This window comes from Rhodococcus yunnanensis NBRC 103083, assembly GCF_001895005.1.
Taxonomy (GTDB): domain Bacteria; phylum Actinomycetota; class Actinomycetes; order Mycobacteriales; family Mycobacteriaceae; genus Rhodococcoides; species Rhodococcoides yunnanense.
The window spans coordinates 41,142-63,779 of the sequence record NZ_BCXH01000024.1; the positions used below are offsets into that span (position 1 = coordinate 41,142).

At 65.1% G+C, this 22,638-nt stretch carries 22 protein-coding genes and 2 tRNA genes; 12 read left to right on the top strand and 12 right to left on the bottom strand.

The window, feature by feature from the left end:
• Nucleotides 1-7: 7 nt before the first annotated feature.
• Complete coding sequence (locus RY1_RS26645; protein ID WP_245819973.1) at nt 8-838, bottom strand: DUF7159 family protein; 831 nt, start codon at nt 836-838, stop codon at nt 8-10.
• Nucleotides 839-915: 77 nt separating this feature from the next.
• A complete protein-coding gene (locus tag RY1_RS26650; RefSeq protein WP_072807055.1) occupies nt 916-1,449 on the bottom strand; it encodes a MarR family winged helix-turn-helix transcriptional regulator in 534 nt (177 codons plus the stop codon).
• Between the two features lie 157 nt (nt 1,450-1,606).
• Here RY1_RS26650 and RY1_RS26655 point away from each other — a divergent pair.
• Nucleotides 1,607-1,677 (top strand) — tRNA-Cys (locus RY1_RS26655).
• 144 nt (nt 1,678-1,821) lie between these two features.
• Complete coding sequence (locus RY1_RS26660; RefSeq protein ID WP_072807056.1) at nt 1,822-2,601, top strand: VOC family protein; 780 nt, start codon at nt 1,822-1,824, stop codon at nt 2,599-2,601.
• Here the strand turns inward: RY1_RS26660 and RY1_RS26665 are convergent.
• A complete protein-coding gene (locus RY1_RS26665) occupies nt 2,589-3,056 on the bottom strand; it encodes a DUF1707 SHOCT-like domain-containing protein (protein WP_072807057.1) in 468 nt (155 codons plus the stop codon). The genes RY1_RS26660 and RY1_RS26665 overlap by 13 nt on opposite strands.
• A gap of 97 nt (nt 3,057-3,153) precedes the next feature.
• Between RY1_RS26665 and RY1_RS26670 the strand changes: the two genes are divergently transcribed.
• Nucleotides 3,154-3,702 (top strand): PadR family transcriptional regulator, encoded by a 549-nt coding sequence (locus RY1_RS26670; protein ID WP_072807058.1) that lies wholly within the window; start codon nt 3,154-3,156, stop codon nt 3,700-3,702.
• Here the strand turns inward: RY1_RS26670 and RY1_RS26675 are convergent.
• From RY1_RS26675 to RY1_RS26690, 4 genes are all read right to left on the bottom strand, one after another.
• The gene (locus tag RY1_RS26675) at nt 3,687-4,277 is read right to left on the bottom strand and encodes a class I SAM-dependent DNA methyltransferase (RefSeq protein ID WP_245819974.1); all 591 of its coding nucleotides are present in this window, start codon (nt 4,275-4,277) and stop codon (nt 3,687-3,689) included. The two genes, RY1_RS26670 and RY1_RS26675, sit on opposite strands and share 16 nt — an antisense overlap.
• Nucleotides 4,278-4,472: 195 nt before the next feature.
• Nucleotides 4,473-5,618, bottom strand: coding sequence for a sulfotransferase family protein (locus RY1_RS26680; RefSeq protein WP_072807059.1), 1,146 nt, complete (start codon nt 5,616-5,618; stop codon nt 4,473-4,475).
• Between the two features lie 9 nt (nt 5,619-5,627).
• Nucleotides 5,628-6,410: an SDR family oxidoreductase gene (locus RY1_RS26685; protein ID WP_072807060.1), complete on the bottom strand. Its 783-nt coding sequence runs from the start codon at nt 6,408-6,410 to the stop codon at nt 5,628-5,630.
• The gene (locus tag RY1_RS26690) at nt 6,407-7,567 is read right to left on the bottom strand and encodes a hypothetical protein (RefSeq protein ID WP_072807102.1); all 1,161 of its coding nucleotides are present in this window, start codon (nt 7,565-7,567) and stop codon (nt 6,407-6,409) included. The genes RY1_RS26685 and RY1_RS26690 overlap by 4 nt, the downstream gene beginning before the upstream one ends.
• 93 nt (nt 7,568-7,660) lie before the next feature.
• Here RY1_RS26690 and RY1_RS26695 point away from each other — a divergent pair, with 93 nt between their 5' ends.
• From RY1_RS26695 to RY1_RS26710, 4 genes are all read left to right on the top strand, one after another.
• Nucleotides 7,661-8,554 (top strand): IclR family transcriptional regulator, encoded by an 894-nt coding sequence (locus tag RY1_RS26695; RefSeq protein ID WP_072807061.1) that lies wholly within the window; start codon nt 7,661-7,663, stop codon nt 8,552-8,554.
• 100 nt (nt 8,555-8,654) lie between these two features.
• A complete protein-coding gene (gene cysD, locus RY1_RS26700) occupies nt 8,655-9,569 on the top strand; it encodes a sulfate adenylyltransferase subunit CysD (protein ID WP_218019864.1) in 915 nt (304 codons plus the stop codon).
• Nucleotides 9,569-11,410, top strand: a complete 1,842-nt coding sequence (cysC, locus tag RY1_RS26705; RefSeq protein WP_072807062.1) for an adenylyl-sulfate kinase — start codon at nt 9,569-9,571, stop codon at nt 11,408-11,410. The genes cysD and cysC overlap by 1 nt, the downstream gene beginning before the upstream one ends.
• A gap of 8 nt (nt 11,411-11,418) precedes the next feature.
• The gene (locus RY1_RS26710; protein WP_072807104.1) at nt 11,419-12,510 is read left to right on the top strand and encodes a 3'(2'),5'-bisphosphate nucleotidase CysQ; all 1,092 of its coding nucleotides are present in this window, start codon (nt 11,419-11,421) and stop codon (nt 12,508-12,510) included.
• Here RY1_RS26710 and RY1_RS26715 read toward each other — a convergent pair.
• From RY1_RS26715 to RY1_RS26725, 3 genes are all read right to left on the bottom strand, one after another.
• On the bottom strand, nt 12,507-13,421 hold the full coding sequence (locus RY1_RS26715) for a hypothetical protein (RefSeq protein WP_072807063.1): 915 nt from the start codon (nt 13,419-13,421) through the stop codon (nt 12,507-12,509). The genes RY1_RS26710 and RY1_RS26715 overlap by 4 nt on opposite strands.
• A gap of 34 nt (nt 13,422-13,455) precedes the next feature.
• A tRNA-Arg gene (locus RY1_RS26720) sits at nt 13,456-13,528 on the bottom strand.
• An 85-nt stretch (nt 13,529-13,613) separates the two neighbouring features.
• Nucleotides 13,614-14,777, bottom strand: coding sequence for a helix-turn-helix transcriptional regulator (locus tag RY1_RS26725; RefSeq protein WP_072807064.1), 1,164 nt, complete (start codon nt 14,775-14,777; stop codon nt 13,614-13,616).
• 139 nt (nt 14,778-14,916) lie between these two features.
• Between RY1_RS26725 and RY1_RS26730 the strand changes: the two genes are divergently transcribed.
• Nucleotides 14,917-15,300: a hypothetical protein gene (locus RY1_RS26730; RefSeq protein WP_072807065.1), complete on the top strand. Its 384-nt coding sequence runs from the start codon at nt 14,917-14,919 to the stop codon at nt 15,298-15,300.
• 25 nt (nt 15,301-15,325) lie between these two features.
• On the opposite strand, the gene RY1_RS26735 is transcribed toward RY1_RS26730, so the two are convergent.
• Together RY1_RS26735 and RY1_RS26740 are read right to left on the bottom strand one after the other, a co-directional pair.
• Nucleotides 15,326-16,066: a DUF305 domain-containing protein gene (locus tag RY1_RS26735; protein ID WP_072807066.1), complete on the bottom strand. Its 741-nt coding sequence runs from the start codon at nt 16,064-16,066 to the stop codon at nt 15,326-15,328.
• Nucleotides 16,066-16,980: a thioredoxin-like domain-containing protein gene (locus RY1_RS26740; RefSeq protein ID WP_072807067.1), complete on the bottom strand. Its 915-nt coding sequence runs from the start codon at nt 16,978-16,980 to the stop codon at nt 16,066-16,068. Before RY1_RS26740 ends, RY1_RS26735 begins: the two co-directional genes overlap by 1 nt.
• Before the next feature lie 212 nt (nt 16,981-17,192).
• Between RY1_RS26740 and argS the strand changes: the two genes are divergently transcribed.
• The 4 genes from argS to thrC are packed head-to-tail and all read left to right on the top strand — an operon-like array spanning nt 17,193 to nt 22,625.
• Nucleotides 17,193-18,845, top strand: coding sequence for an arginine--tRNA ligase (argS, locus tag RY1_RS26745; RefSeq protein WP_072807068.1), 1,653 nt, complete (start codon nt 17,193-17,195; stop codon nt 18,843-18,845).
• Nucleotides 18,842-20,263, top strand: a complete 1,422-nt coding sequence (gene lysA, locus RY1_RS26750) for a diaminopimelate decarboxylase (RefSeq protein WP_072807069.1) — start codon at nt 18,842-18,844, stop codon at nt 20,261-20,263. Before argS ends, lysA begins: the two co-directional genes overlap by 4 nt.
• Nucleotides 20,260-21,561 carry a homoserine dehydrogenase gene (locus RY1_RS26755; RefSeq protein ID WP_072807070.1) on the top strand — a complete coding sequence of 434 codons (1,302 nt, stop codon included), beginning with the start codon at nt 20,260-20,262 and terminating at the stop codon, nt 21,559-21,561. The genes lysA and RY1_RS26755 overlap by 4 nt, the downstream gene beginning before the upstream one ends.
• Nucleotides 21,558-22,625, top strand: coding sequence for a threonine synthase (thrC, locus tag RY1_RS26760; protein WP_072807071.1), 1,068 nt, complete (start codon nt 21,558-21,560; stop codon nt 22,623-22,625). The genes RY1_RS26755 and thrC overlap by 4 nt, the downstream gene beginning before the upstream one ends.
• The last annotated feature ends 13 nt before the right edge of the window (nt 22,626-22,638 follow it).

Sequence of the window (22,638 nt, forward strand, 5' to 3'; positions counted from 1 at the left end):
AAGAGTCTCAGCCCTGCTGATCCGCGGACAGCAGGGCTGCGCCTCTGGCGGACACCAGTTCCGGGTGTTCGGGGACCTGGGTGCGGAGTTCGATGTGACGTTCGAAGGACGCTCCGATCGACGAGACGTTCGCACCGCCTCCGACGAGCACGATGGTCGACGGCGTGGCACCGGACATCGCTATCGTCTGATCGACCACCATCGTCGCGTAGCGGACGGGGCCGGCGATGATGTCCTCGAAGTCTTTTCGGGTGAAGACGTGGCGGCCTTCGCCGTCGGTGCCGTGTGCAGTGACCACGCCGCCCACACTGAGTTTCTCCTTCATCGATCGCGAAGAATCGACATCGGTACGAACTCCGTTGGATGCCAGATGGCGGCGCACCAGATGGTCGAGATCGTCGCCGCAGTAGGTCGAGGTGCGCCTGCTGACGATGGTGCTGCCTTCGGCGAGGTCGACGACGGACACCGTCATTCCGGTACTACCCATGTCGCACAACACCGCCGAGCCGTGATTGGGAACAGTGCCGGTGAACCGCAGATACCGTAGTTGAGCTGCTGTTTCGTGAACGAGGGCAGACGGTCGCGGACTTCGATGCGCGGTGATGGCGTCGGCGTCCTCGCTGAGCCGGTAGGCGATGGCCGAGTGCCGCACCGGCACAGCGAGTTTCGATGCGATCGAATGAAGTGCCGATACGCCGTCGGCGATGGTCGATGCGAGAGTCTGACCGTGGCGGCGGCGGACGGTTCGCGATGCGACCGGGGCTCGATGAGGACTATCGAGGTAGGTCAGGATCGCGCGTGCACCGTGTGCACCCGCGCCGACGCCCACTACCAACACTGTTCACTCCAACCTGGGCATGGCCCCCGCCACGCACGCATGACATTTCACCACGAAACAACCGTGAGTGCGCGAGCTCACCAGGCCGACGGAACTCCGGCGTCGTCGAAATCACCGGCAGCGCGCCTCAGTTCGGCCAGGATGCGCACGAGCGAACTGAGGCTTCCGTCCGAGAGTCCCGGCTTGCCGAACACGTGGTCGTTGAGCCTCTCCGTTGCATCGACGGCCAAGGTACGACCGGATTCGGTGATCTCCACCAACGTCGTTCGACGGTCGCTCGGATGGGGAGTGCGCCGCACGTAGCCTGCGGTTTCGAGACGGTCCACTGCATTGGTCACGCTCGTCGGATGTACTTGAAGCCGAGCACTTGCCTTGGCCATCGGAAGCGCACCGTTCTTCGTGAAGGTGAGCAGCGTCAGCAACTCGTACCGTGAGAACGTCAATCCGGTCGGTTTGAGCACCTCTTCGACACGGGCCAGCATGATCTGCTGAGCCCTCATCAGCGAAGTGACAGCAGCCATTCCGTCGGCGGCATCTCCCCAGCCATGCGCGGTCCACTGGCGATGGGCTTCTGCGATGGGATCCAGAGGGAGCGGCGACGATGCAGACATGTGTTCATCATCCCATGAAGTGCGGGATCGCCGCCCGTGAGCACGGGGAGTCCGGGCCGGTTGTCACTACTCACACACGGGACGGCGCAGCCGCATTAAATCATCGTGATCGAAAACATGGGCAAAAAGCACGAACCGGGGCATTCTAGATTCCGATGCGGGTGTGGCTGAGTGGCTAGGCACCGGCCTGCAAAGCCGTTTACACGGGTTCGAATCCCGTCGCTCGCTCGATGAAGTCGGGGCCGGTCACCAGTGACCGGCCCCGACGCTTTCGTTTTCAACAGCACCGGGGTGCAGTCATTGCGCTGTGAGTGTCGGATCGACCGCGTACCTTGTGGGTGCCAACACATTCGGATCGTGAGGAGCGCCCGCATGCCCGCCAAGGAAAATCTCGTCGACGCCCCGTGCTGGGTGGATCTGACGAGTTCGGATCCCACTTCGGTCGTTCCGTTCTACACGGGCCTGTTCGGCTGGGAGGCCGATGTCAGCCCCGAGCCCGAATTCGGCGGCTACACCACGTTCACCAAGAACGGAATCGTCGTCGCGGGTCTCGGCAGCCAACCGCCGGGAATCTCCGCGACGAACGTGTGGAACACCTACATCGCGTCGGCCGACGCCGAATCGACCGTGGCCAGGGCAGCCGACGCGGGGTGGCAGGTGCTGATCCCTGCGGTCGAGATCGGCGATCAGGGCACCATGGCACTCCTCGTCGACGCAGGGGGAGCAGCCACCGGCATCTGGGAAGCCGATCAGCATCACGGGTACGGGCTGTGGGGCGAGCACGGAACCCCGGTGTGGCACGAGCAGTTCACGCGCGCATACCGCGACGCGCTGAAATCCTACGAGACGGTGTTCGGGTGGACCTACGGCGTCCTCGGTGACACCGACGAGTTCCGGTATTCGCAGGGCACGGTCGCAGGTGAAACGGTCGCGGGAATCATGGATGCCGCCCACTTCCTCCCCGACGGCGTTCCGTCGCACTGGCGTGTGTACTTCGGCGTCGACGACACCGATGCCGCGGTTGCCGCAGTCGTCGAGCTAGGTGGAACCGTCGTCGATGCTCCCGAGGACTCACCGTTCGGACGGATCGCGGGCGTCGCGGATCCGTTGGGTGCCAGGTTCCAGATCGCGTCGATAGTTCAGACGCCGTAGACGCGGCGGCCGGGGCATCCCATGATCGCCGGCACACCCGTCAATCGCTGTAGCGCCAGCATCGCGCCCCACGGTCCGATCACCCACACGGGCCACGGGTAGAGGAAGGCGCCGGTGGCGATCGGGGTGATCGCCCAGATGGTCAGGCACACCACGCCGACGCTCGCCCAGGTCAGGAGTTCGCGATAACGCGGCGCCCGCGCGTATTCGGGCACCTCGGTAAGTCGCGCGTCTGGTAAGTCGGTTGGTAGGTCGGTTGGTAGGTCGTCGAAGACGCTCGTGAGATCGGCCCGTGTCACCGCTGCGTAGGCGCGGGCCGCACGGGTGTCGAACTCGTCGATCCCGAGCCGCCCGGATGCGACGTGCCCGGTCAGTATTTCGACTGCTGTGTCGCGTTCTGCGTCGGAGATACGGGAGTTCGAGGCGGGCGAGCCGGTCGACGGTTGGTAGGACATCCGACACTCCAATGCTCGGATACCGACAGTCCATTGTGGAATGTCTGGTTGTTGTCCAGCATCGACCTCCCACTGTGGAATGTCAAGATGTGTGACGATGGAACCCGTGCCCGACGTCTCGCTCAACGCCACCGCCGCATCGCTGCTCGGCTTCCTGCACGACGGCCCGAGGACGGGGTGGGACCTGCACGCCATCGCGGAGACGTGCATCGGAGGATTCTGGACCGTCACGCGTAGTCAGGTGTATCGCGAGCTGACCGCTCTTGCCTCGCGTGGATTCGTGGAGGAAGGCAGCGTCGGGGCACGGGCGCAGAAGCCGTTCACCATCACTGCCGATGGCAAGGCAGCGTTTGCGCTCTGGATCGATCGCGACCCGGGTGAGGCCACCATTCGGCACCCACTCCTGCTGACCATCGCGTTCGGCGCGCACCTGGCGCCTGCGCGTCGTGCGGAGATCCTCCGCGAGCATCGCCTGCGGCACGAGGAAGTCCTCGCCGAATATCGAAGGCAGTGGGAGCAGTCGGAGGGCCATCGCTCGGTATTCGACTCGGCCACACTCGATTTCGGTATCCGCTACGAACAGGCGACCCTCGACTGGTTCGATGCGCTGCCCGCGGAGGTGACCGGAGATCAGGCCAGCAGCTGAGCGCGTCGGGCAACGGTGACAGCCCAATCGGCGTCGTCGCGCCACGGCCGCAGATCCCACGTCGCAAATCGATGTTCGACGCGTAAGCCCGCAGCGGCGAGGTCGTCGTCGAATTGTTCGACGGTGTACGGCCGGTCCGTTGCGAAGCCGGCGACGAACACCCCGGTCGGGGTCAGATGGGCGGCTATTCGCTTCACCGCGCTCGGTTCGGTTCCCGGTGTCATGAAGACCATGACGTTTCCGGCGGCGACCACGGCGTCGAAGGTCCGACCGAGATCCAATGTCGTCAGATCGGCGAGATGCACAGTCAAATTTACGTGCTGACGGGCGGCGTCCACGAACACCGGGTCGAGGTCGACAGCAGTCACCGTGTGACCGCGACGGTCCAGTTCTGCGCCGAGACGCGCTGTGCCGCAACCGGCGTCGAGCACCGTACTTCCCGGGGTCAGAAGTGCATCGACCATCCGCGCTTCACCGTGCAGATCGACTCCCTGGGCTGCGAGCCGATCGAAGCGTCGAACGTAGTGCCGCGACTGATCCTCGGTGTTCTCGCTCTGCCAGCGTGTCGGGGCCATGCCACACCCTAACTTCGCGGTGATCGAGGGTGACATTCGCTCGCTCATGGGGTGACCGAATGTCACCCTCGCGCACTCTGGGGTGAGCGAATGGCTGATTCACCCACTCTGAGTGACTGGATGTGACATTCGCTCACCGCGAGGTGACCGGATGTGACATTCGCTCACGCCGGGGTGACCGGATGTGACATTCGCTCACCCTGCCCCCAACCGCCGCTCGACTTCGTCGCCGTCGAGGCCGAACTCGGCGAGGGTGTACTTGTGCGCGGGCTTGCGGCTTCCGCTGCGGCTGTCGGCGTGCATGGATTGCATGCGGGCGCGGGCGTCGGGGGTCAGGTCGAGGCCGAAGTAGCGATAGACCTGCTCGACCGTACCGAGGGGGTCGGCGATGAAGTCGTGGTAGTCGACGTCGTAGAACTGGGCGGCGTCGGCGCGGGCCCGAGCGGCGGAGAACACGTCGAGTCCGCGCTCCCACAGGTCCAGTTGCGTGCGCCCGATGACGTCGCCGGTGAACTTCTCGCTCCACCCCGCGGCGGCGTGTTCGGCAAGGCTGCACATCGACGGCATGATCGTTCGTGCTTCGCGATGGGTCTGGATGATCAGGGCGTCCGGGTAGACCTGCAGCAGCTCGTCGAGAGCGAAGAGGTGACTCGGATTCTTCAGCACCCAGCGGCGGTCGGCGTCGTGCAATCCGATGAGCTGAAGGTTTTTCCGGTGCCGCCGGTAGGTCTCCAGCCAACTCTGGCCGGCTAGCCACGACGAGTACGTCGGCAGGTAGGCGAGGCATTCGTAGGCGATCGAGTGCACCGACTGCCGCAGTAGCTGCCAGCATTCCTCGACCTCGGCAGCGGACATGTAGTGCACGCCCATGAACTCGGGGTGCTCGATGTGGTGTTGCTCGAATCCCTTCTCGATCTGGGCGAACACGGGGTTCGACTCCCATGTGTCACGCGGCGGACGCGGTTGCGGCACCTCGGTCAGCCACATCTCCAGGCCCTGATGCGCTGGATCGACGGTCAGTAACCGGTGCAGTGCGGTGGTGCCGGTGCGGGGGAGTCCGGTGACGAAGATCGGACGTTCGATCCGCAGGTCCGCATGGTGCGGATTCTGTTGCCACGCAAGTTCGCTCAGCGAACGGGCGACCAGCGCGCCGCGAAGAAAGTAGCGGTTCATCTTCGAGCCGAGCGCGGTCAGCTGCGCATCCCGATGGTAGGAGTCGAGTAGAACCCCGAGCGCCTCCAGGTAGTCGTCGGATCCGAAGTCCGACAGACCGGTGTACTTCGTCGCCGAGGCGTGCAGGTCCTCGACGGTACCGACGTCGGTACGTTCCGTGCTGGTCACTGCAACCTCCTAGTGGTGGTACTCGCCGCAGTTGACGTCGAGGCATTGGCCGGTGATCGCTCGCGCTCGCGGCGACGCAAGGAACACGACGGCGTCGGCGATCTCGTCGGGTTCGGGGAGCCGGCGCAAGTCCATCGTCGACGCGGTCTGCTCGTAGATCTGCTCGCTCGTCGTGCCGTATTTCTTCGCCATGTGCGCGAAGTATCCCTTCAGGGTCTCACCCCAGATATAGCCCGGCGCAACGGTATTGACGCGAACTCCCTGTGGGCCGAGCTCGCTGGCCAGGGTCTGCGACATCGCCAGCAGCGACGCTTTGGCGATCTTGTACCCGCCGTACTTCGGCTGCGAGTGGCGAATGACGGCGGAGTTGATCATGACGATCGACCCCGCAGACTCGGCAAGAGCGGGTGTGAACAACTGCGACAGGCGCAGAGATCCGAACAGCGACAACTCCAGGCCCTGCCGAATGCCGGCAGGGTCGGTGTGCGCGAGGTCCTTCATCGACGGAATCGCGAAGGCATTGTTGACGAGTGCGTCGACCCGTCCGAATGCGTCGATCGCACCCTCGACGAGTGCTTCGGACGAGGGGACGTCGGTGATGTCGGTGGGGATGGCGACGGCCTGACGTCCGATGTCCGCGATCTCCTTGGCCACCTGGTCGAGGTAGGTTTCCGTGCGGGCCGCGAGTACGACGTTCGCTCCCTCCGAGGCGCACCGGAGCGCAATGGACCGCCCGAGCGAGGGTCCGACTCCTGATACGACGACGACTGCGCCGTCGAGCAGGTCGCTCATCCGAGCATCCGTGTTGCGACGGCGGTCCGACGTGCGGTGATCCTGCGGGCGAAGTCGTCGGCGGAGATCTTGTTGTGCTCGTGATACGGAAGGTATGCAGACACCTCGTCGAAGTCGACGACTTCCGCGGTCGGGCCGTCGTCGGCGGTCATCTCCCGAGACACCCGCTGCCAGCGGAACTGCGCGTACCCCCTCGCGTGCCCGAGGGTCTCGATCCAGTTGGCAACTCCGGGATTACGCTCGCTGATCACGAGCCGAATGTTGCCGTCGGGGTCGGTCTGCGCCTGCTCCGACGTCAACGACGTCTGATGGTTGATGTAGTCGAGCGAGATGTACCACATGCTGCCGAGCTGAAATCCCTGATAGGGCGCATCGGATTTCGGGACGGTGATGATCATCGCCTGGTCGTCGGTGAGCTCGTAGTGACCGGCCGAGGAGTACTGCGTGCTCAATCCACCCGGGGTGAGCCGAGGTTCGGTCATGGTGTTGACCTCGAGGTTCAGATAGAACCATCGCGGAAACTGCAGAAAGGTGTTCAGGCGCCCCAGCAACATCTTTCCGGCGGTCGAATAGCGTTTCGCTACTGCGTCTTTCGACCTGGGTGCCGGTGCCTCGCCTTCTTCGCCGACACGGGCAATGGTGAGTGTGCCGCGCTCGGCCGACCAGTCGCTGTACACCTCACGCACCACGAGCATCGAGGATCCTTCCCCGAGGGTGAAGTGGTTCGGTAGATCGGATGCGCGGCCGAAACGCAGCTCGAAGGCTCCGTCGGCGTCGAGGTGGATCTGCCGGTCGTCGAACGCGGTGAGGCTGTCCGGTACGTCGACGGGGGAGTAGTCACCCTTGAGGATCTGAAAGCTCAGATCGGTTGTCGTACCTCGCCTTCCGGAGACCACGTACTCGCAGTCGTCGCGGATGTTGGCGTGGAAGTACAGCGTGTCGGGATTGTCGAGCCCCATCTTCGTGAACGGCCCGGTGGACGAAGCGAAGAACGGAAACTCCTTGTCGTATGCCCACGACATCTGAATCGAGGCGCGAATGCTGCCCGCGAGATACTCGTACCCCTCGACCAGATCCTGCTCGTCGCGGATGTGCGGGGCAGCCTCGATGATCTTCTCGGCAGCGGCTATTGCTTCGGCGAGTGAATCGGTGAGCACACCCATCTCCTCGTGCCTCGTGGTACATATATGTACCGGTGTGGTAGAACGGGTTACAGAAGTCGAGAATAGAACGTGTTCCAGGGAGGGTCAATGGCCGGCAGGACATCACCACCCACGGACCGAGTCGTCGCGGTGCTCGACCACCTCGTCGCGCGGAGCGACCGCAGATTCGGTCTCTCCGAGCTCGCCAGGGCGTTGGGGATGAGCAAACCCACCTGTCTGGGAATTCTGACCTCGCTGGTCGACGGCGGTTACCTCGTCCGAGATCCCGCGTCCGTCACGTACGGGCTCGGCCCAGCGCTCATCGCAGCCGGCCGCGCGGCGCAAGCGGGCTTCGCCGTCGGCCCGATCGTCAGGAGGCATCTCGAGAATCTCAGCGCCCGGTACAGGGCGACGTGCACGGCGTCCGCGGTGGTCGGTGATCGCATCACCGTTCTCGAAGCGACAGGACCCGACGTCGGCCGGAGCGTCAAGGTCGGCCAGGCGTATCCGTTCGCCCCTCCGGTCGGTCTGATGTACGTGCTGTGGGATTCGGACGCGAATCTGGAGAACTGGTTGCACCGCGAGCCTGCACTGCCCGTTCGGCTCGATCGGGAGCATCTGCGGCGTGTGGTCGCCGAGTGCAGGCGCACGGGTTACCTCGTCGAGACGCTCACCGAGGTGGGGCTCAAACTGCACACGGTGATGGCGGGTGTCGGCGCCCACGACCTACCGGGTGAGGTTCGTGAACTGCTGGGGGAGATGGTTCAGGGTCTCGGCGAACGCGTGTATCTCGGCGCCGACGAGGCGGGGCCGGGTACCGAGCACGGCGTCAGTGTCATCGCCGCGCCGACGTTCGACGAGGCGGGCCGGCAGGCGATGGTGCTGACACTGAACGTGCGGCGGTCCATCACCGGTGCGGACATCGTCGAACGTGGGCAGGCGCTGGCTGCGGTCGCCGGCGCGGTGACCGCTGAAGTGGGCGGTTTCGACCCCATCCGTTGACCGAATAGTGAAACGCGTTCTACTCTTCATATTGCCAGTCTTGGACCGCATCGGTACATATTTCGACCGGCGACTTCGGACACGAGGGGCAGGCAACGTGGTGACGGTGACCCAGTACGAACTCTCGCATCTCGACGCGCTGGAAGCCGAGTCGGTGCACATACTGCGCGAGGTCGCGGCGACGGCCGAACGTCCGGTGCTGCTGTTCTCCGGAGGCAAGGATTCGGTCGTCATGCTTGCCCTGGCGACCAAGGCGTTCTGGCCTGCGCGACTACCGTTCTCGGTGATGCACATCGACACCGGCCACAACTTCCCGGAGGTAATCGCCTTTCGCGATCGCACCGTTGGTGAACTCGGCGTCTCGCTGGTCGTGGCACGCGTGCAGGACGACATCTACGCAGGCCGCGCCGTCGAGGACACCGGGCCGGGAGCGACCCGAAATCGATTGCAGACCATCACATTACTGCGTGCCATCGGTGAACATCGGTTCGATGCCGTGTTCGGGGGAGCCCGCCGCGACGAGGAGAAGTCGCGCGCGAAGGAGCGAGTATTCAGCTTTCGGGACGAGCACGGTCAGTGGGATCCCCGCAGGCAGCGGCCCGAGCTGTGGCAGCTGTACAACGGTCGTCATCGACGCGGCGAGCATTTCCGGGTCTTCCCGCTGTCGAACTGGACCGAGCTCGATATCTGGCAGTACATCGCGGCCGAGAACATCGCGCTGCCCAGCATCTATTACGCACACCGGCGCAGTGTCGTTTCGCGCGATGGAATGCTGCTCGCTACAGGGGAATTCGTCGAACCTCTGCCCGGGGACCGCCCGTTCGAAGCTCTGGTCCGATTCCGCACCGTCGGCGACGCCACCTGCACCGGATGCGTCGAATCCACGGCCGCCGATGCACCGGCAGTGGTCGCCGAGATCGCCGCGACCAGAACCACCGAACGCGGCGCGACGCGCGGCGACGACCGAATCTCCGACTCCGGCATGGAAGACCGCAAGAAGGAAGGCTACTTCTGATGTCTAAACTGCTCAGGGTGGCCACCGCCGGAAGCGTCGACGACGGTAAATCGACGCTGATCGGACGGCTGCTGTACGACTCGAAATCGATCTTCGAGGACCAACTCGAGGCCGTCGAACGTTCCTCGCGCGAGCGCGGCGGCGAGACGGCGGACCTCGCGCTGTTGACCGATGGACTGCGTGCCGAACGCGAGCAGGGAATCACTATCGACGTCGCGTACCGGTACTTCTCCACTCCGCGAAGAAAATTCATCATCGCCGACACACCGGGACACGAGCAGTACACGCGGAACATGGTGACGGGCGCGTCGACTGCGCATGTCGCGTTGATTCTGGTCGACGCCCGAACCGGCGTGTTGGAACAGACGAAACGGCACGCATTTCTGGCGTCGCTGCTCGGCATTCCGCATCTGGTGCTGTGTGTCAACAAAATGGACCTCGTCGACTGGTCACAGGTTCGATTCGAGGAGATCAAGGAGGACTTCACCTCGTTCGCGGCGAAGCTGGACGTGCACGACCTGGCGTTCGTACCGATGTCGGCGCGCGACGGCGACAACGTGGTCCACCGGAGCAATCGGATGCCGTGGTACTTCGGAAGCTCCCTGCTGCACGTCCTGGAGGACGTGCACGTAGCCTCGGACCAGAACCTCATCGACGCCCGGTTCCCCGTCCAGTACGTCGTCAGGTCGACGGCGCGGGACGGCGATCACACGGACTTTCGCGGCCTCGCCGGAACCGTCGCCAGCGGGGTGTTCGCCCCGGGCGACGAGGTGGTCGCGCTGCCCTCCGGCTTCCTGACGCGGGTCGCGGCGGTCTGGGGACCGGGAGGGGCGGCGTTGACGGATGGATTCGCGCCGTCGGCGGTCTGCATCGAACTGGCCGACGCCCTGGACGTGGGACGCGGCGACATGCTGTGTCGGCCCAGCAATCGTCCGCTCGTCGGATCGGAGATCGACGCAATGGTGTGTTGGCTGACCGATGCCGACGAGCTGCGGGAGGACGGCCGATACGTTCTTGTGCACACCACGCGTTCGACTCCCGCGCGCGTCGTCCGTCTCGACTACCGACTCGACGTCGAAACCCTGCACCGGGACAAGAACGCGAAGTCGTTGGCGCTCAACGATATCGGGCGTGTGCAGATCCGCACCCACAATCCGCTCTACTTCGACCCCTATCGCCGTAACCGTGTGACCGGTAGCTTTCTACTGGTGGACGAGACCACCGGGGCGACCGCCGCGGCAGGGATGATCACCGGGCCGACGGTGGCTGCATCGAACGTCGTGTGGCACTCGGCCCGGGTCGACCGCGCGCAGCGCGCCACCCGCGGTGCGACGGTGTGGCTGACGGGGCTGTCCGCGTCGGGCAAATCCACCGTCGCCGCGGAACTCGAGCGGCTGCTGGTGGCGTCGGGGCGGCCTGCCTATCGGCTCGACGGCGACAATCTTCGCCATGGATTGAACTCCGACCTGGGTTTCGCGAAGGCGGACCGAACCGAGAACGTGCGACGCGTCGGCGAGGTCGCCGAATTGATGTCCGACGCCGGTCTGGTGGCGATCGCATGTCTCATCAGCCCGTATCGGACCGACCGCGACGAGGTACGCCGCGTGCACGAGCGCGCCGGGCTGCCGTTCTTCGAGGTGTACGTCGATACACCGGTGGAAACGTGCGCGGAACGCGACCCGAAGGGCATGTACGCGAAAGCCCGTGCCGGTGAGATCGCCGGCTTCACCGGGGTCGACGATCCCTACGAGGCACCGGAGCACGCGGATCTCGTGCTGCACCCATCCGATGGGGATCCGGCAGCACAGGCCGCTCGGATTGTGGAATTGTTGGGCACGTGACGCATTCGATCGATGACGACAGTACATTCGCCGCCGACGTAGCCAGAGCCGCAGGAGAACTCCTGCTGGAGGTACGTGCACGTGAGGCCGCGACGACTACCGGCCGCGAGCTGGGCCGTCTCGGTGACGGGCAGGCCGACGAGTTGATTCTTGCGCGACTGCGGTCCGAGAGGCCGGAAGACTCCGTGCTGTCCGAGGAATCCGCCGACGATCTCGCGCGGCTGGGCGCCACGCGCGTATGGATCATCGATCCGTTGGACGGCTCGCGCGAGTACGGTATCGCCGGTCGCGGCGACTGGGCCGTGCACGTCGGTCTGTGGGAGGCAGGGAAGGGGATGACGGCGTCGGCCGTCGCGCAACCGACGCTGGGCGTGGTGTACTCCACTGCCGATGTGGCACCGCCGCCGCGAATCGATCGCAGGCCGCAGCTCGTCGTCAGCGACAGCCGTCCGCCGTACTACATGGATGCGTTGGCCGCCGACGTCGGTGGCGACATCGTGACGATGGGGTCCGCAGGCGCCAAGGCGATGGCCGTGGTGCGCGGCGACGTCGACGCCTACGTGCACTCCGGCGGCCAGTGGGAGTGGGACTCCGCGGCCCCGGTGGGTGTGGCGCTCGCGGCAGGTCTGCACTGCTCGCGAATCGACGGATCACCGTTGTTGTACAACCAGTCTCACCCCTATCTGCCCGATCTGCTCATCTGCCGCCCCGAACTGGCCGAGCCGCTCCTGCGCGGGATCGCCGCTCACGCGACCCGCGATGCGGACACCGGGCGGGTGGCGATGGCACGTGAGTACATCTCGGCTCTCGTCAGCCACGACGCCACCAAGATCCGCGTCGCCGAGCGGTGCCTACGCGTCGAGAACGGCCAACAGACAGGGGACACAGGCGCGTTCATTCGGGACGAGCTGGAAAGCGGTGCGCAGTACGCGGCCATCGAGGGCGTCCGCGACCTCGCCTTCCGTGAGTGGGAGGGCAACGTGGTGGCGCGCTTCGTCCTCGAATTCGCAGGCGGCACAGCAGTGTCGATCACGGAGCACTTCGCGATTCCGGCCGGAGACATCACCTCCATCACGGCGATCATCGAGCCTGCCGACTAACTTTCGAGCCTCCGGACGGCGTTCTGCAACTCCGCTGTGCGCGCCTGGGCATCGATCAGCACACGCTGCAGACGCCGAGCTTCGCGCTCGGAGCCCTTCTCGGTGCGCCGAGCCTGCGCCTCCTGTTCCTCCGCCTCGTGCAATTCGGCACGCAATCGAGTGAGTCGGTCCTTGATCTCGGCGAGGTCCGCAGACGCGGATTCGGCCTCGGCTCGGGCGGATTCGGCGTCGCGGCGGGCGGAGTCCTCGTCCTCGCGAGCCTCCTCCAGCTCCTCGCGTGCGGCATCCAGTGCCTCCTGGTCGACGGCGGCGGCTTCATCCGGCTCGTCGGCCTCGTCCGGTGCGTCGGGCTCGTCTGGCCTATCGGGCTCGTCAGGCCTGTCAGGCCTGTCGGGCCTGTCGGGCTCCGGGGCCAGCGTCAGGACAGCAGGTCCGAACCCGCTGTACGACTCCGCGGTCACGACGCGTCCTGCGCGTACTCGCTCGGCGATCTCGGGGTCGGCGAGGGCCGCGCCCAATGTCTGCCCGATCTCGCGATCCGGGTCGTCCGCTCCGGCTCGGCCATGTTCGGCGGCGAGTTCGACGGCGCGTCGGGTGAGAGCGCGGATCGCCTGTTGCCGGGTGGCCGAGAGTTCCTTGAGCTCGTCAGCGGCCGAACGCCTTTGGGCGTCGCGCAGGCTGTGTCCGATGTCGAACAACTCGGCGATGTCATCGGGCTCACCGCGGACGAGGAGATTGACCATCCACGCGACGGTGGTGGGTTTGCGTAGTGCGCCGACGGCTGTGGCAAGCGCACGGTCGCCTGCAGCCTTGGCGCGGGCGACAGCGTCTTTACGCGCAGCGACGAACTCGGATGGATCGACCGAATACAACTGGTCGGCCAGCTCGTCGAAATCGAGGGCTTCGGGCACACAGTCATACTCGCATCGACCGCGAGTGAATGTGTGCCCCCGGCAGGATTCGAACCTGCGACCTTTCGCTCCGGAGGCGAACGCTCTATCCCCTGAGCTACGGGGGCAAACCTGGAGTTCAGGCGTGCCTGTGGGCGGATCCAAGACTAGCGCATCACCCCCGCCATCCGAAATCGCCCTCGTGTCGGGCTTTCAGGAAAGCATCGGGGAGCTGTCGCCGTGTGGCTTGTTGTCTGCAGTTGCCTTCACCAGCCACCCCGGGGGTGCGGCCGCGACGGATTCCCATCGCGGTACGTAGTGTTCGAGGAAGACATGGCCGACCAGTTCACTGCGGCTGTGGACGCCTGTTTTGTCGAAGATGCCCTTGAGGTGATCCTGCACGGTGTACGGCGAAACGCTCAAGGCCTGCGCCATGTTCTTGGTCGAGCGGCCCTGGAGACACAGCAGCGTGATCTGGGTTTCCCGTTCGGACAGGCCGTACGCGAATGCAACCAGAGGTGCTATTTCACTCGGCGTCGCAGGCTGGATGACGACGGCGGTTCGGTCATCGGTTCCCCCGCGCAGACGCGTTCCATACAGCAACAGCCATTCACCCGATCGGGTGCGAACCCTGGAGCGCGCCTTCGAATCGAGGGGTTCTGCACCTGGCGGAAGCATTCGTGCCTGGGCAGCCACTGCTTGGACGATCTTGGATTCGATCGGCGTCGTAGGTGCCGGGATCTCTATCATCTCCGCGATCCACATCTCGGCGGCAGGCGAGATGGATTCGGCCTCGCCCCCCGCTTCGAACAGCACCACGCCCGGCCCGTGATCGGAGCCGCCTGAGGTGCTCGTGACGCGTGCGAGCTCCGCGGTCCGCAAACCGTCTGCGATCGACGAAGACAGTGCCGCAATCGTTCGTACATGCTCGTCCGTGAACGCAGGCTGATCTGCGTCCCGGAGAAACGCTGCAGCACCCCAGTAGATCCCTCCCGCGATCAACGAGACACGAAGCTCGTCCCCGACCCCGTATGCCTCCCGCGAGCGATATCTGGCGCTTCGAGTCAGGTCGCCGCCGGTATCGATGCTCAGGCCGCCGGCCACCCGGCCACTTCGCGCCAGGTGAGCCCATTGGTTGACGTCGTCCACGACGTATTCGTAATTGGCGAGCCAGGATCCCGAGCATTCGATGTTTCGGTTGACACTGCCGGTGAACAGCACGGTCCCGGGATCCACGGTGTGCCAGCAGCACCGATCGTGTGGGATGACCTCCGCGACATGTTCTTCCACCGCGGAACAGTATTTCACCCAGTCCGAACCGAGGCCAGCTACCCGTGTGATGTCGTCGCGGGTGTGGGAGATACGGTCACCGACCACACAAAACAGGGTACCGCCGGCGACGCCGGTGCGGTACCCCTCGGTCCGGGCGTCCGGAAGTTCCCCAGAATTCTGGGATAGTGTCGCCGCGCCTCCGCTACCACACTGGGTTCAAGGCAACCCGAGACCGGAGATCATCATGAGCTGGGACGACTTTCACCGACGGAACCGCGCACTCGACGCCGTGCTCGATCATGCGTACCGCACCGGACAGACGTCGCTGCCCTTCGAAGAAGTTCCGGGCGTGTCGGCAGCCTTCGGAGACCGACGCGGCTTGCTTCTTGCGCTTCACGCGAAATGGTCGAGAACTCTTGCGGCTCATTTGGAGTACGAACTGTTCGACGATGTTCGCACTACCGACAGGAGTTCTCGGTACGTTGCCGAGGTGGCGTGGGAGAACGCTGCTGCGAAACAGCCCACTCTACGAAAGCTGCTCGACAGCAACAAGTTCTGCTCCGCTGGCGAACGGTGGGCGGCAACGGCGCGAGAGTTCGCCGATACGTGCCAGGTTCCGACTGGGTGAAGTCGTTGCCACCGAACGGTTTCGATCAGTTGGGGGGAAGGGGTGCTGCGCCGCGCTCGGCGAGCATCTGCTTCATCAACGTCGCCTCGCTCTCCTGAGTGGAGATCATGGACTGCGCGAGTCGGACGAGCGCCGGAGTCTCGGCGTTGTCGGCCGCGTATTCCATCATCGACAGACCGCCTTCGTGGTGCCGGAGCATCAACTGAAGGAACATCACGTCGACGGCAGGCCCGGTGGCCTGACGCAGCGCGGCGAGCTCGTCGGCACTGGCCATGCCGGGCATCGTGGTGACGGACCCGGCAGGAGCGGAGCCCGCGGACTGACCGGAATCCGGCTCCTGGGATGTCATCGAGCCCATCGAATGCCCGTGTTCGTCGCCGGCCATCCACCCCATGTAGCCGTCGGAGCCGAACGGAGCGCGATCCCAGATCGCCAACCATCCCTGCATCTGGCCGACCTGGTTCTGCTGCGAGGTCAGCATGTCGAACGCCAGCGTTCGCACGGCCTGATCCGTCGCGTTGGTCAGTGCGACGGCGGACATGTCGATGGCCTGGTTGTGATGCACCGACATGTCCTGTGCGAATCCGACATCGACCGAGTCGGCGGCCGGTACCGCGTCGTTGCCGCCGACGACGTTCGTTCGGACCAGAAATCCGAGAGCGAATCCGATGGCGACGGCAGCGACGACGCCGAGAACGAGAAGCGCTGCCGTCTGGCTACGCTTCCCGCTTGCTCGTCCGGCCTGTGCCGGTTCCTGTACTGCCATCAGGGCGTCGGTGCCTGCTGCGCGTCGGTCGGCAACTGCAGATCCTCGGGGAGCTGCAGGCCCGAGGGAAGGCCTGCTGCGCCCGCGCCTGCACCGGAGGTTTCGCTCGCGTCGGGGGTCAGACCTGCGCCGTCCATCGGCACGGCGTCCGGGCCGGGAGCGGACGGGTCGAACAACGGAGGGTTGTCCGGATCGAACGAACCGGGCACGGTCGAGCAGCTGGCGCCGACCTCGGGGTAGGCGTAGCGGTTGAGCCGCATCGCCGAGACGAACTGATCGATTCGCTCGTCGTCGACGCTGTCGACCTTGAGCTGATGTCCCCACGACTGCAGCGACACGGCCTTGTCCAGGCCGGGGTAGGGCGACATCAGCATGTACGACTCGCCGTCGACCTTGTCGGCCAACGCGGAAACGTCGTCCGCGCTGAGCTCGTCGGGGTTGTAGGTGATCCAGACAGCACCGTGCTCGAGCGAGTGCACGGCGTTCTCGGTCCTGATCGCGTCGGGGTAGACGACTCCGGTGCAGGTTGCCCAGGTGGCGTCGTGCGGCCCGCCGAACGGGGGACTCTGGTCGTACGCGACGCGCTGGGTCGGGCTGACGTGCAGCGCGGCGGGATAGTCGATCTTCACGACGTCGGAGATCGACGTCGACGGATCCTGGTTGCTCTCGCTCGGTTCCCATTTCTGCGCCTCTGCGCGGTCCTGGTACTTCGGGATCAGGTTGACGGCGAGTATCGCGATCAGTCCGACCACGACCACGACGGCACCGACGGTCAGCCACGGTATCTGTCGACCCGTTGCTCTACCGGCCTTGGTGGCCGGGACGCCGCTCTGTTTCTTGGCGGCTTTGATGGCCTTGTTGGCTTTGGCAGCCGACTTCTTGCCTTGACCGCCGTTATCGGAACCCGTGGGCATCGCTGTCGTCGCTCTTTCGGTTGTCGGAAGGTGCGCCGTTTGCACGCACGTAGCTGCAGGCACTGAGGTCTGTGGCGACCTGTGATCGCAGAGCGTCATTACTGTACGTTCTCAATCTGAGCGCACGCTTTGAGGCCGTCCCGCGGTCCCTGGCGCCCGCCCGGGGCACTGGCTGCCTACCGATCGCGCCCTAGACCATAGGATAGCTACCTGTGACTCCAGCCGACCTTGCCGAACTGCTACGCGCGACCGCCGCGAAGGTGCTTGCCGAACGCGGTCTCGACGCGTCCGTGCTGCCCGAACAGCTGACGGTCGAACGCCCCCGCAACCCCGAACACGGCGACTACGCGACCAACGTCGCCCTGCAGGTCGCCAAGAAAGCCGGCGCCAATCCTCGCGATTTCGCAGGCTGGCTCGCCGAAGCTCTCGCGGCCGAGCGTGCCATTGCCAGCGCCGACGTCGCAGGACCGGGCTTTCTCAACATTCGTCTGGCCGCCGACGCACAGGGAGCCATCGTGGCTCAGGCACTGGCCGAGGGGCGCTCGTACGGCAGCGGCGACGCGTTGGCCGGGCGCAAGGTGAACCTCGAGTTCGTCTCCGCCAACCCCACCGGTCCGATTCACCTCGGTGGTACTCGATGGGCTGCCGTCGGTGACGCTCTCGGGCGGATACTGACGGCGCAGGGAGCCGAGGTGGTACGCGAGTACTACTTCAACGACCACGGTGCGCAGATCGACCGGTTCAGCCGGTCACTCATCGCCGCGGCGAAGGGCGAACCTGCACCCGAGGACGGGTACGCGGGCGCGTACATCGGCGAGATCGCCCAGGCCGTGCTGGCCAAGAGCCCCGAGGCCCTCGCCATGGCTCCGACGGTGCAGGCCGAGACGTTCCGGTCCATCGGCGTCGAGCTCATGTTCGAGCAGATCAAGAAGAATCTGCACGAGTTCGGAGTCGATTTCGACGTCTACTTCCACGAGAACTCGCTGTTCGAGTCGGGCGCAGTCGAACGGGCGGTCGAATATCTGAAGAACTCGGGCAGTCTGTATCACGAAGACGGCGCCTGGTGGCTGCGCAGCACCGACTTCGGCGACGACAAGGACCGCGTCGTCATCAAGAGCGACGGCAATGCCGCGTACATCGCCGGTGACATCGCCTACTTCCAGAACAAGCGTCAGCGCGGCTTCGATCTGTGCATCTACATGCTCGGCGCCGATCACCACGGCTACATCGGGCGTTTGAAGGCCGCAGCTGCGGCGTTCGACGACGACCCGGACACCGTCGAGGTGCTGATCGGCCAGATGGTCAACCTGGTGCGCGACGGCGCAGCGGTCAAGATGAGCAAGCGCGCGGGCACCGTGATCACGCTCGACGACCTCGTCGAGGCCATCGGCGTCGACGCAGCTCGGTACGTGCTGGTGCGGTCCTCGGTCGATTCGAGTATCGACATCGATCTCGCGCTGTGGGCCAGCGCAAGCAACGAGAACCCCGTCTACTACGTCCAGTACGCGCACGCGCGGTTGGCCTCGCTCGCCCGCAACGCTGCCGAGCTGGGGATCGTCGGTGACAATCCGGATCTCGCGCTGCTCACACAGGAGCAGGAAGGCGAGCTGATTCGTACGATCGGCGAGTACCCGAGAGTCGTGGCGAGCGCCGCGGATCTACGCGAGCCACACCGCATCGCGCGATATCTCGAAGAGTTGGCGGGTGCATATCATCGCTTCTACGGAGCGTGTCGTGTACTTCCACAGGGAGACGAGGAGCCGGGTCCTGTGAATACCGCACGTCTTGCGCTGGGCAACGCAACCCGGCAGGTACTGGCCAACGGCCTCGACCTGCTCGGTGTCAGCGCACCGGAGCGGATGTGAGCGCGCATCCGGCAGGCCCCAAGCATGCCGACACCCCGGCCAAGGAATCGAGCACCGAGCGTCCTGCGTCGGCAGCGGAGATGATCACACTTCCGGCGCACGTCTACCCACGCAACGCCACCCGCGCCGAGGACGGAGTGATGCGCCTGGCGGGCGTTTCGGTCACCGACCTGGCCGCCGAGTACGGCACGCCGCTCTTCGTCATCGACGAGGACGACTTCCGTTCGCGCGCCCGTGAGATGGCGTCGGCGTTCGGTGATCCTGCCCGGGTGCACTATGCGTCCAAGGCTTTTCTCTGCGGAGAGATCGCGCGGTGGATCGCCGACGAAGGGCTCTCGCTCGACGTCTGCTCGGGCGGCGAACTCGGCATCGCACTGGCTGCAGGATTCCCGGCCGACCGAATTGCCATGCACGGCAACAACAAATCGGTGGACGAGTTGACTCAGGGCGTCCGTGCAGGCGTCGAACACGTCGTGCTCGACTCGATGATCGAGATCGAACGGCTCGACTCCATCGCGGGCGATCTCGGTGTCGTGCAAGATGTTCTGGTCCGAGTCACCGTCGGCGTCGAGGCGCACACCCACGAATTCATCGCGACCGCGCACGAGGACCAGAAGTTCGGGTTCTCGCTCGCCGACGGTTCCGCACTCGAAGCCGTTCGGCGTGTGTTCGCCACCGACAACCTGCGTTTGGTGGGGTTGCACAGCCACATCGGCTCGCAGATCTTCGAGGTCGACGGATTCGAGCTCGCCGCGCACAAGCTGATCGGGCTCCTGCGCGACGTCGTCTCCGAGTTCGGAGTGGACAAGTCCGCGCAGATCTCCACCATCGATCTCGGTGGCGGCATGGGCATTTCGTACGTTCCCAGCGACGATCCGCCGCCCGTCGACGAGCTCGCAGCGAAGCTGATGGCCATCGTCGCCACCGAATCCGCAGCGGTGGGACTTCCGGTTCCCCGCGTCGACGTCGAACCGGGACGTGCCATCGCAGGTCCGGGGACGGTGACGCTGTACGAGGTCGGTACCACCAAGGACGTCACCGTCGACGCGAAGACTCGTCGCCGCTACATCAGCGTCGACGGCGGTATGAGCGACAACATTCGCACCTCGCTGTACCAGGCGGAGTACGACTGTAGGCTCGCCTCGCGCGGCAGCGAAGCCGACGCGGTTCTGGCTCGTGTCGTCGGAAAGCATTGCGAGAGCGGAGATGTGGTCATCAAGAACACGTGGATGCCGGCCGACGTCGGCCCGGGTGACCTCCTCGCGGTGGCCGCCACCGGCGCATACTGCTACTCGATGTCGAGCCGCTACAACCTGCTCACTCGTCCTGCCGTGGTGGCAGTGAAAGACGGAAAGTCCCGCCTCGTTCTGCGCCGGGAGACACTGCAAGATCTGCTCAGCTTGGAGGTGCAGCCATGACATCGAAGCCCATAGGCATCGCCGTTCTCGGACTCGGAAACGTCGGAAGCGAAGTCGTTCGCATCCTGACCGAGAACGCATCCGACTTCGAGGCGAGAGTCGGTGTGCCACTGGAGATTCGCGGTATCGCGGTGCGGCGCGTCGACGGTGACCGAGGTGTCGACGCCTCGCTTCTCACCGACGATCCCGCAGCACTCGTCGACCGTGACGACGTCGACATCGTCGTCGAGGTTCTGGGCGGTATCGACATCCCCCGCAAGTTGATCCTCTCCGCGCTGGAGAAGGGCAAGTCGGTGGTCACCGCCAACAAGGCTCTGCTCGCGGAGTACACCGGCGAACTTGCCGACGCGGCCGAGAAGTCCCGTGCCGACCTCTACTTCGAGGCCGCAGTTGCGGGTGCGATCCCCGTCGTCAGGCCGCTGATGCAGTCGCTCGCAGGCGACCGCGTCAACAAGGTCGCCGGAATTGTGAACGGCACAACCAATTTCATTCTCTCGGCGATGGACGAGACCGGCGCGGACTACGCCGAGACACTGGCCGAGGCCGGGCGACTCGGATACGCCGAAGCCGATCCCACCGCCGACGTCGAAGGCTACGACGCCGCATCCAAGGCGGCGATACTCGCCTCGATCGCATTCCACACCCGCGTCACCGCGGGAGATGTGTACCGCGAGGGGATCAGCAAGATCACCTCGGCGGATCTCGAGACCGCGCGCTCGCTCGACTGCACCATCAAGCTGCTCGCAATCTGCGAACGCATCACCACACCCAAGGGCAAGGAACGGATCTCGGCGCGTGTGTACCCCGCGCTCGTGCCGCGTGATCACCCGCTCGCGACGGTCAACGGTGCGTTCAATGCGGTGGTCGTCGAAGCCGAAGCAGCGGGCCGCTTGATGTTCTACGGGCAGGGCGCAGGCGGAGCGCCCACCGCGTCGGCGGTCCTCGGTGACCTCGTGATGGCCGCTCGCAACAAGTTCTACGGCGGACGTGGCCCGCTCGAGTCGAAGTACGCGAAGCTGAAGGTTGCGCCCATGGGCGACATACCCACTCGGTACTACGTCAGCATGCAGGTCGCCGACCGTCCAGGGGTCCTCTCGACGGTTGCGGCGGAGTTCTCCAAGCGGGACGTGAGCATCTCCACCGTTCGTCAGCACGGAGCAGGCGACGGCGCTCGGCTCGTCGTCGTCACTCATGTCGCCGCGGATTCCGCGTTGTCCGAAACCGTCTCGGCGTTGGACAAGCTGGACGTCGTCACCTCCGTTGCAAGCGTTCTCAGATTGGAAGGCACCACCGAATGACCGTGCACACCCCTTGGCCAGGCCTGATCGAGGCATACCGTTCGCGCCTCGCGATCGGCCCGGACTGGAAGACCGTGACGCTGCTCGAAGGGGCGACGCCGCTCGTCCACGCCGAGCAACTGTCCGAGATCACCGGCTGCGAGGTGCATCTGAAGGTCGAGGGCCTGAATCCGACGGGTTCGTTCAAGGACCGCGGCATGACCATGGCAGTGACGGACGCGCTGGCGCGCGGTCAGGAAGCCGTGCTGTGCGCGTCGACCGGCAACACCTCGGCCTCGGCCGCGGCGTACGCGGCGAAGGCCAAGATGGGCTGCGCTGTTCTGGTGCCGCAGGGCAAGATCGCCATGGGAAAGCTCGCCCAGGCGGTCATGCACGGCGCGAAGATCATTCAGGTACAGGGCAACTTCGACGACTGTCTCGAGCTCGCGCGCAAGACGACCGCTGAATTCCCGACGATCGGGCTGGTCAACTCGGTGAACCCGGTGCGCATCGAGGGGCAGAAGACCGCCGCGTTCGAGATTTGCGACGCACTCGGCAAGGCTCCCGACGTCCATGCTCTCCCCGTCGGAAACGCGGGAAACATCACCGCGTACTGGCGCGGTTACTCCGAGTACTTCCGCGACGGTCTCACCACGGTCAAGCCTCGGATGCTCGGTGTGCAGGCCGCAGGCGCAGCGCCGCTGGTTCACGGTGCGCCCGTGCCGAATCCGGAAACCATCGCGACCGCGATCCGTATCGGATCACCCGCGTCGTGGAACGGTGCAGTGGCAGCGAAGGAAGAATCGGGCGGCGCATTCCGCGCTGCGACGGACGAAGAGATCCTCGAGGCGTACCGACTCGTGGCCAGGACCGAGGGCATCTTCGTCGAGCCCGCATCGGCCGCCAGCATCGCAGGGCTGCTCGCGGCCCGCAAGGAAGGATGGCTCGACAGCGGGCTGACCGTGGTGTGCACGGTGACAGGCAACGGACTCAAGGATCCCGACACGGCGTTGTCGGGTATGCCTGTCGTCGAGCCGATCCCGGTCGATCCCGTCGCCGTTGCGTCTGCACTAGAGCTGGCGTAGTGGCGGAAACGGC

Excerpts from the sequence above, each read along its gene's own strand:
- RY1_RS26665 (WP_072807057.1), bottom strand. The coding sequence starts at position 3,056 with ATGTCCTACCAACCGTCGACCGGCTCGCCCGCCTCGAACTCCCGTATC.
- RY1_RS26675 (WP_245819974.1), bottom strand. The coding sequence starts at position 4,277 with ATGGCCCCGACACGCTGGCAGAGCGAGAACACCGAGGATCAGTCGCGG.
- RY1_RS26670 (WP_072807058.1), top strand. The coding sequence starts at position 3,154 with ATGGAACCCGTGCCCGACGTCTCGCTCAACGCCACCGCCGCATCGCTG.
- RY1_RS26755 (WP_072807070.1), top strand. The coding sequence starts at position 20,260 with ATGACATCGAAGCCCATAGGCATCGCCGTTCTCGGACTCGGAAACGTC.
- RY1_RS26685 (WP_072807060.1), bottom strand. The coding sequence starts at position 6,410 with ATGAGCGACCTGCTCGACGGCGCAGTCGTCGTCGTATCAGGAGTCGGA.
- thrC (WP_072807071.1), top strand. The coding sequence starts at position 21,558 with ATGACCGTGCACACCCCTTGGCCAGGCCTGATCGAGGCATACCGTTCG.
- RY1_RS26650 (WP_072807055.1), bottom strand. The coding sequence starts at position 1,449 with ATGTCTGCATCGTCGCCGCTCCCTCTGGATCCCATCGCAGAAGCCCAT.
- RY1_RS26660 (WP_072807056.1), top strand. The coding sequence starts at position 1,822 with ATGCCCGCCAAGGAAAATCTCGTCGACGCCCCGTGCTGGGTGGATCTG.
- RY1_RS26695 (WP_072807061.1), top strand. The coding sequence starts at position 7,661 with ATGGCCGGCAGGACATCACCACCCACGGACCGAGTCGTCGCGGTGCTC.
- RY1_RS26730 (WP_072807065.1), top strand. The coding sequence starts at position 14,917 with ATGAGCTGGGACGACTTTCACCGACGGAACCGCGCACTCGACGCCGTG.
- RY1_RS26735 (WP_072807066.1), bottom strand. The coding sequence starts at position 16,066 with ATGGCAGTACAGGAACCGGCACAGGCCGGACGAGCAAGCGGGAAGCGT.
- cysC (WP_072807062.1), top strand. The coding sequence starts at position 9,569 with ATGTCTAAACTGCTCAGGGTGGCCACCGCCGGAAGCGTCGACGACGGT.
- RY1_RS26740 (WP_072807067.1), bottom strand. The coding sequence starts at position 16,980 with ATGCCCACGGGTTCCGATAACGGCGGTCAAGGCAAGAAGTCGGCTGCC.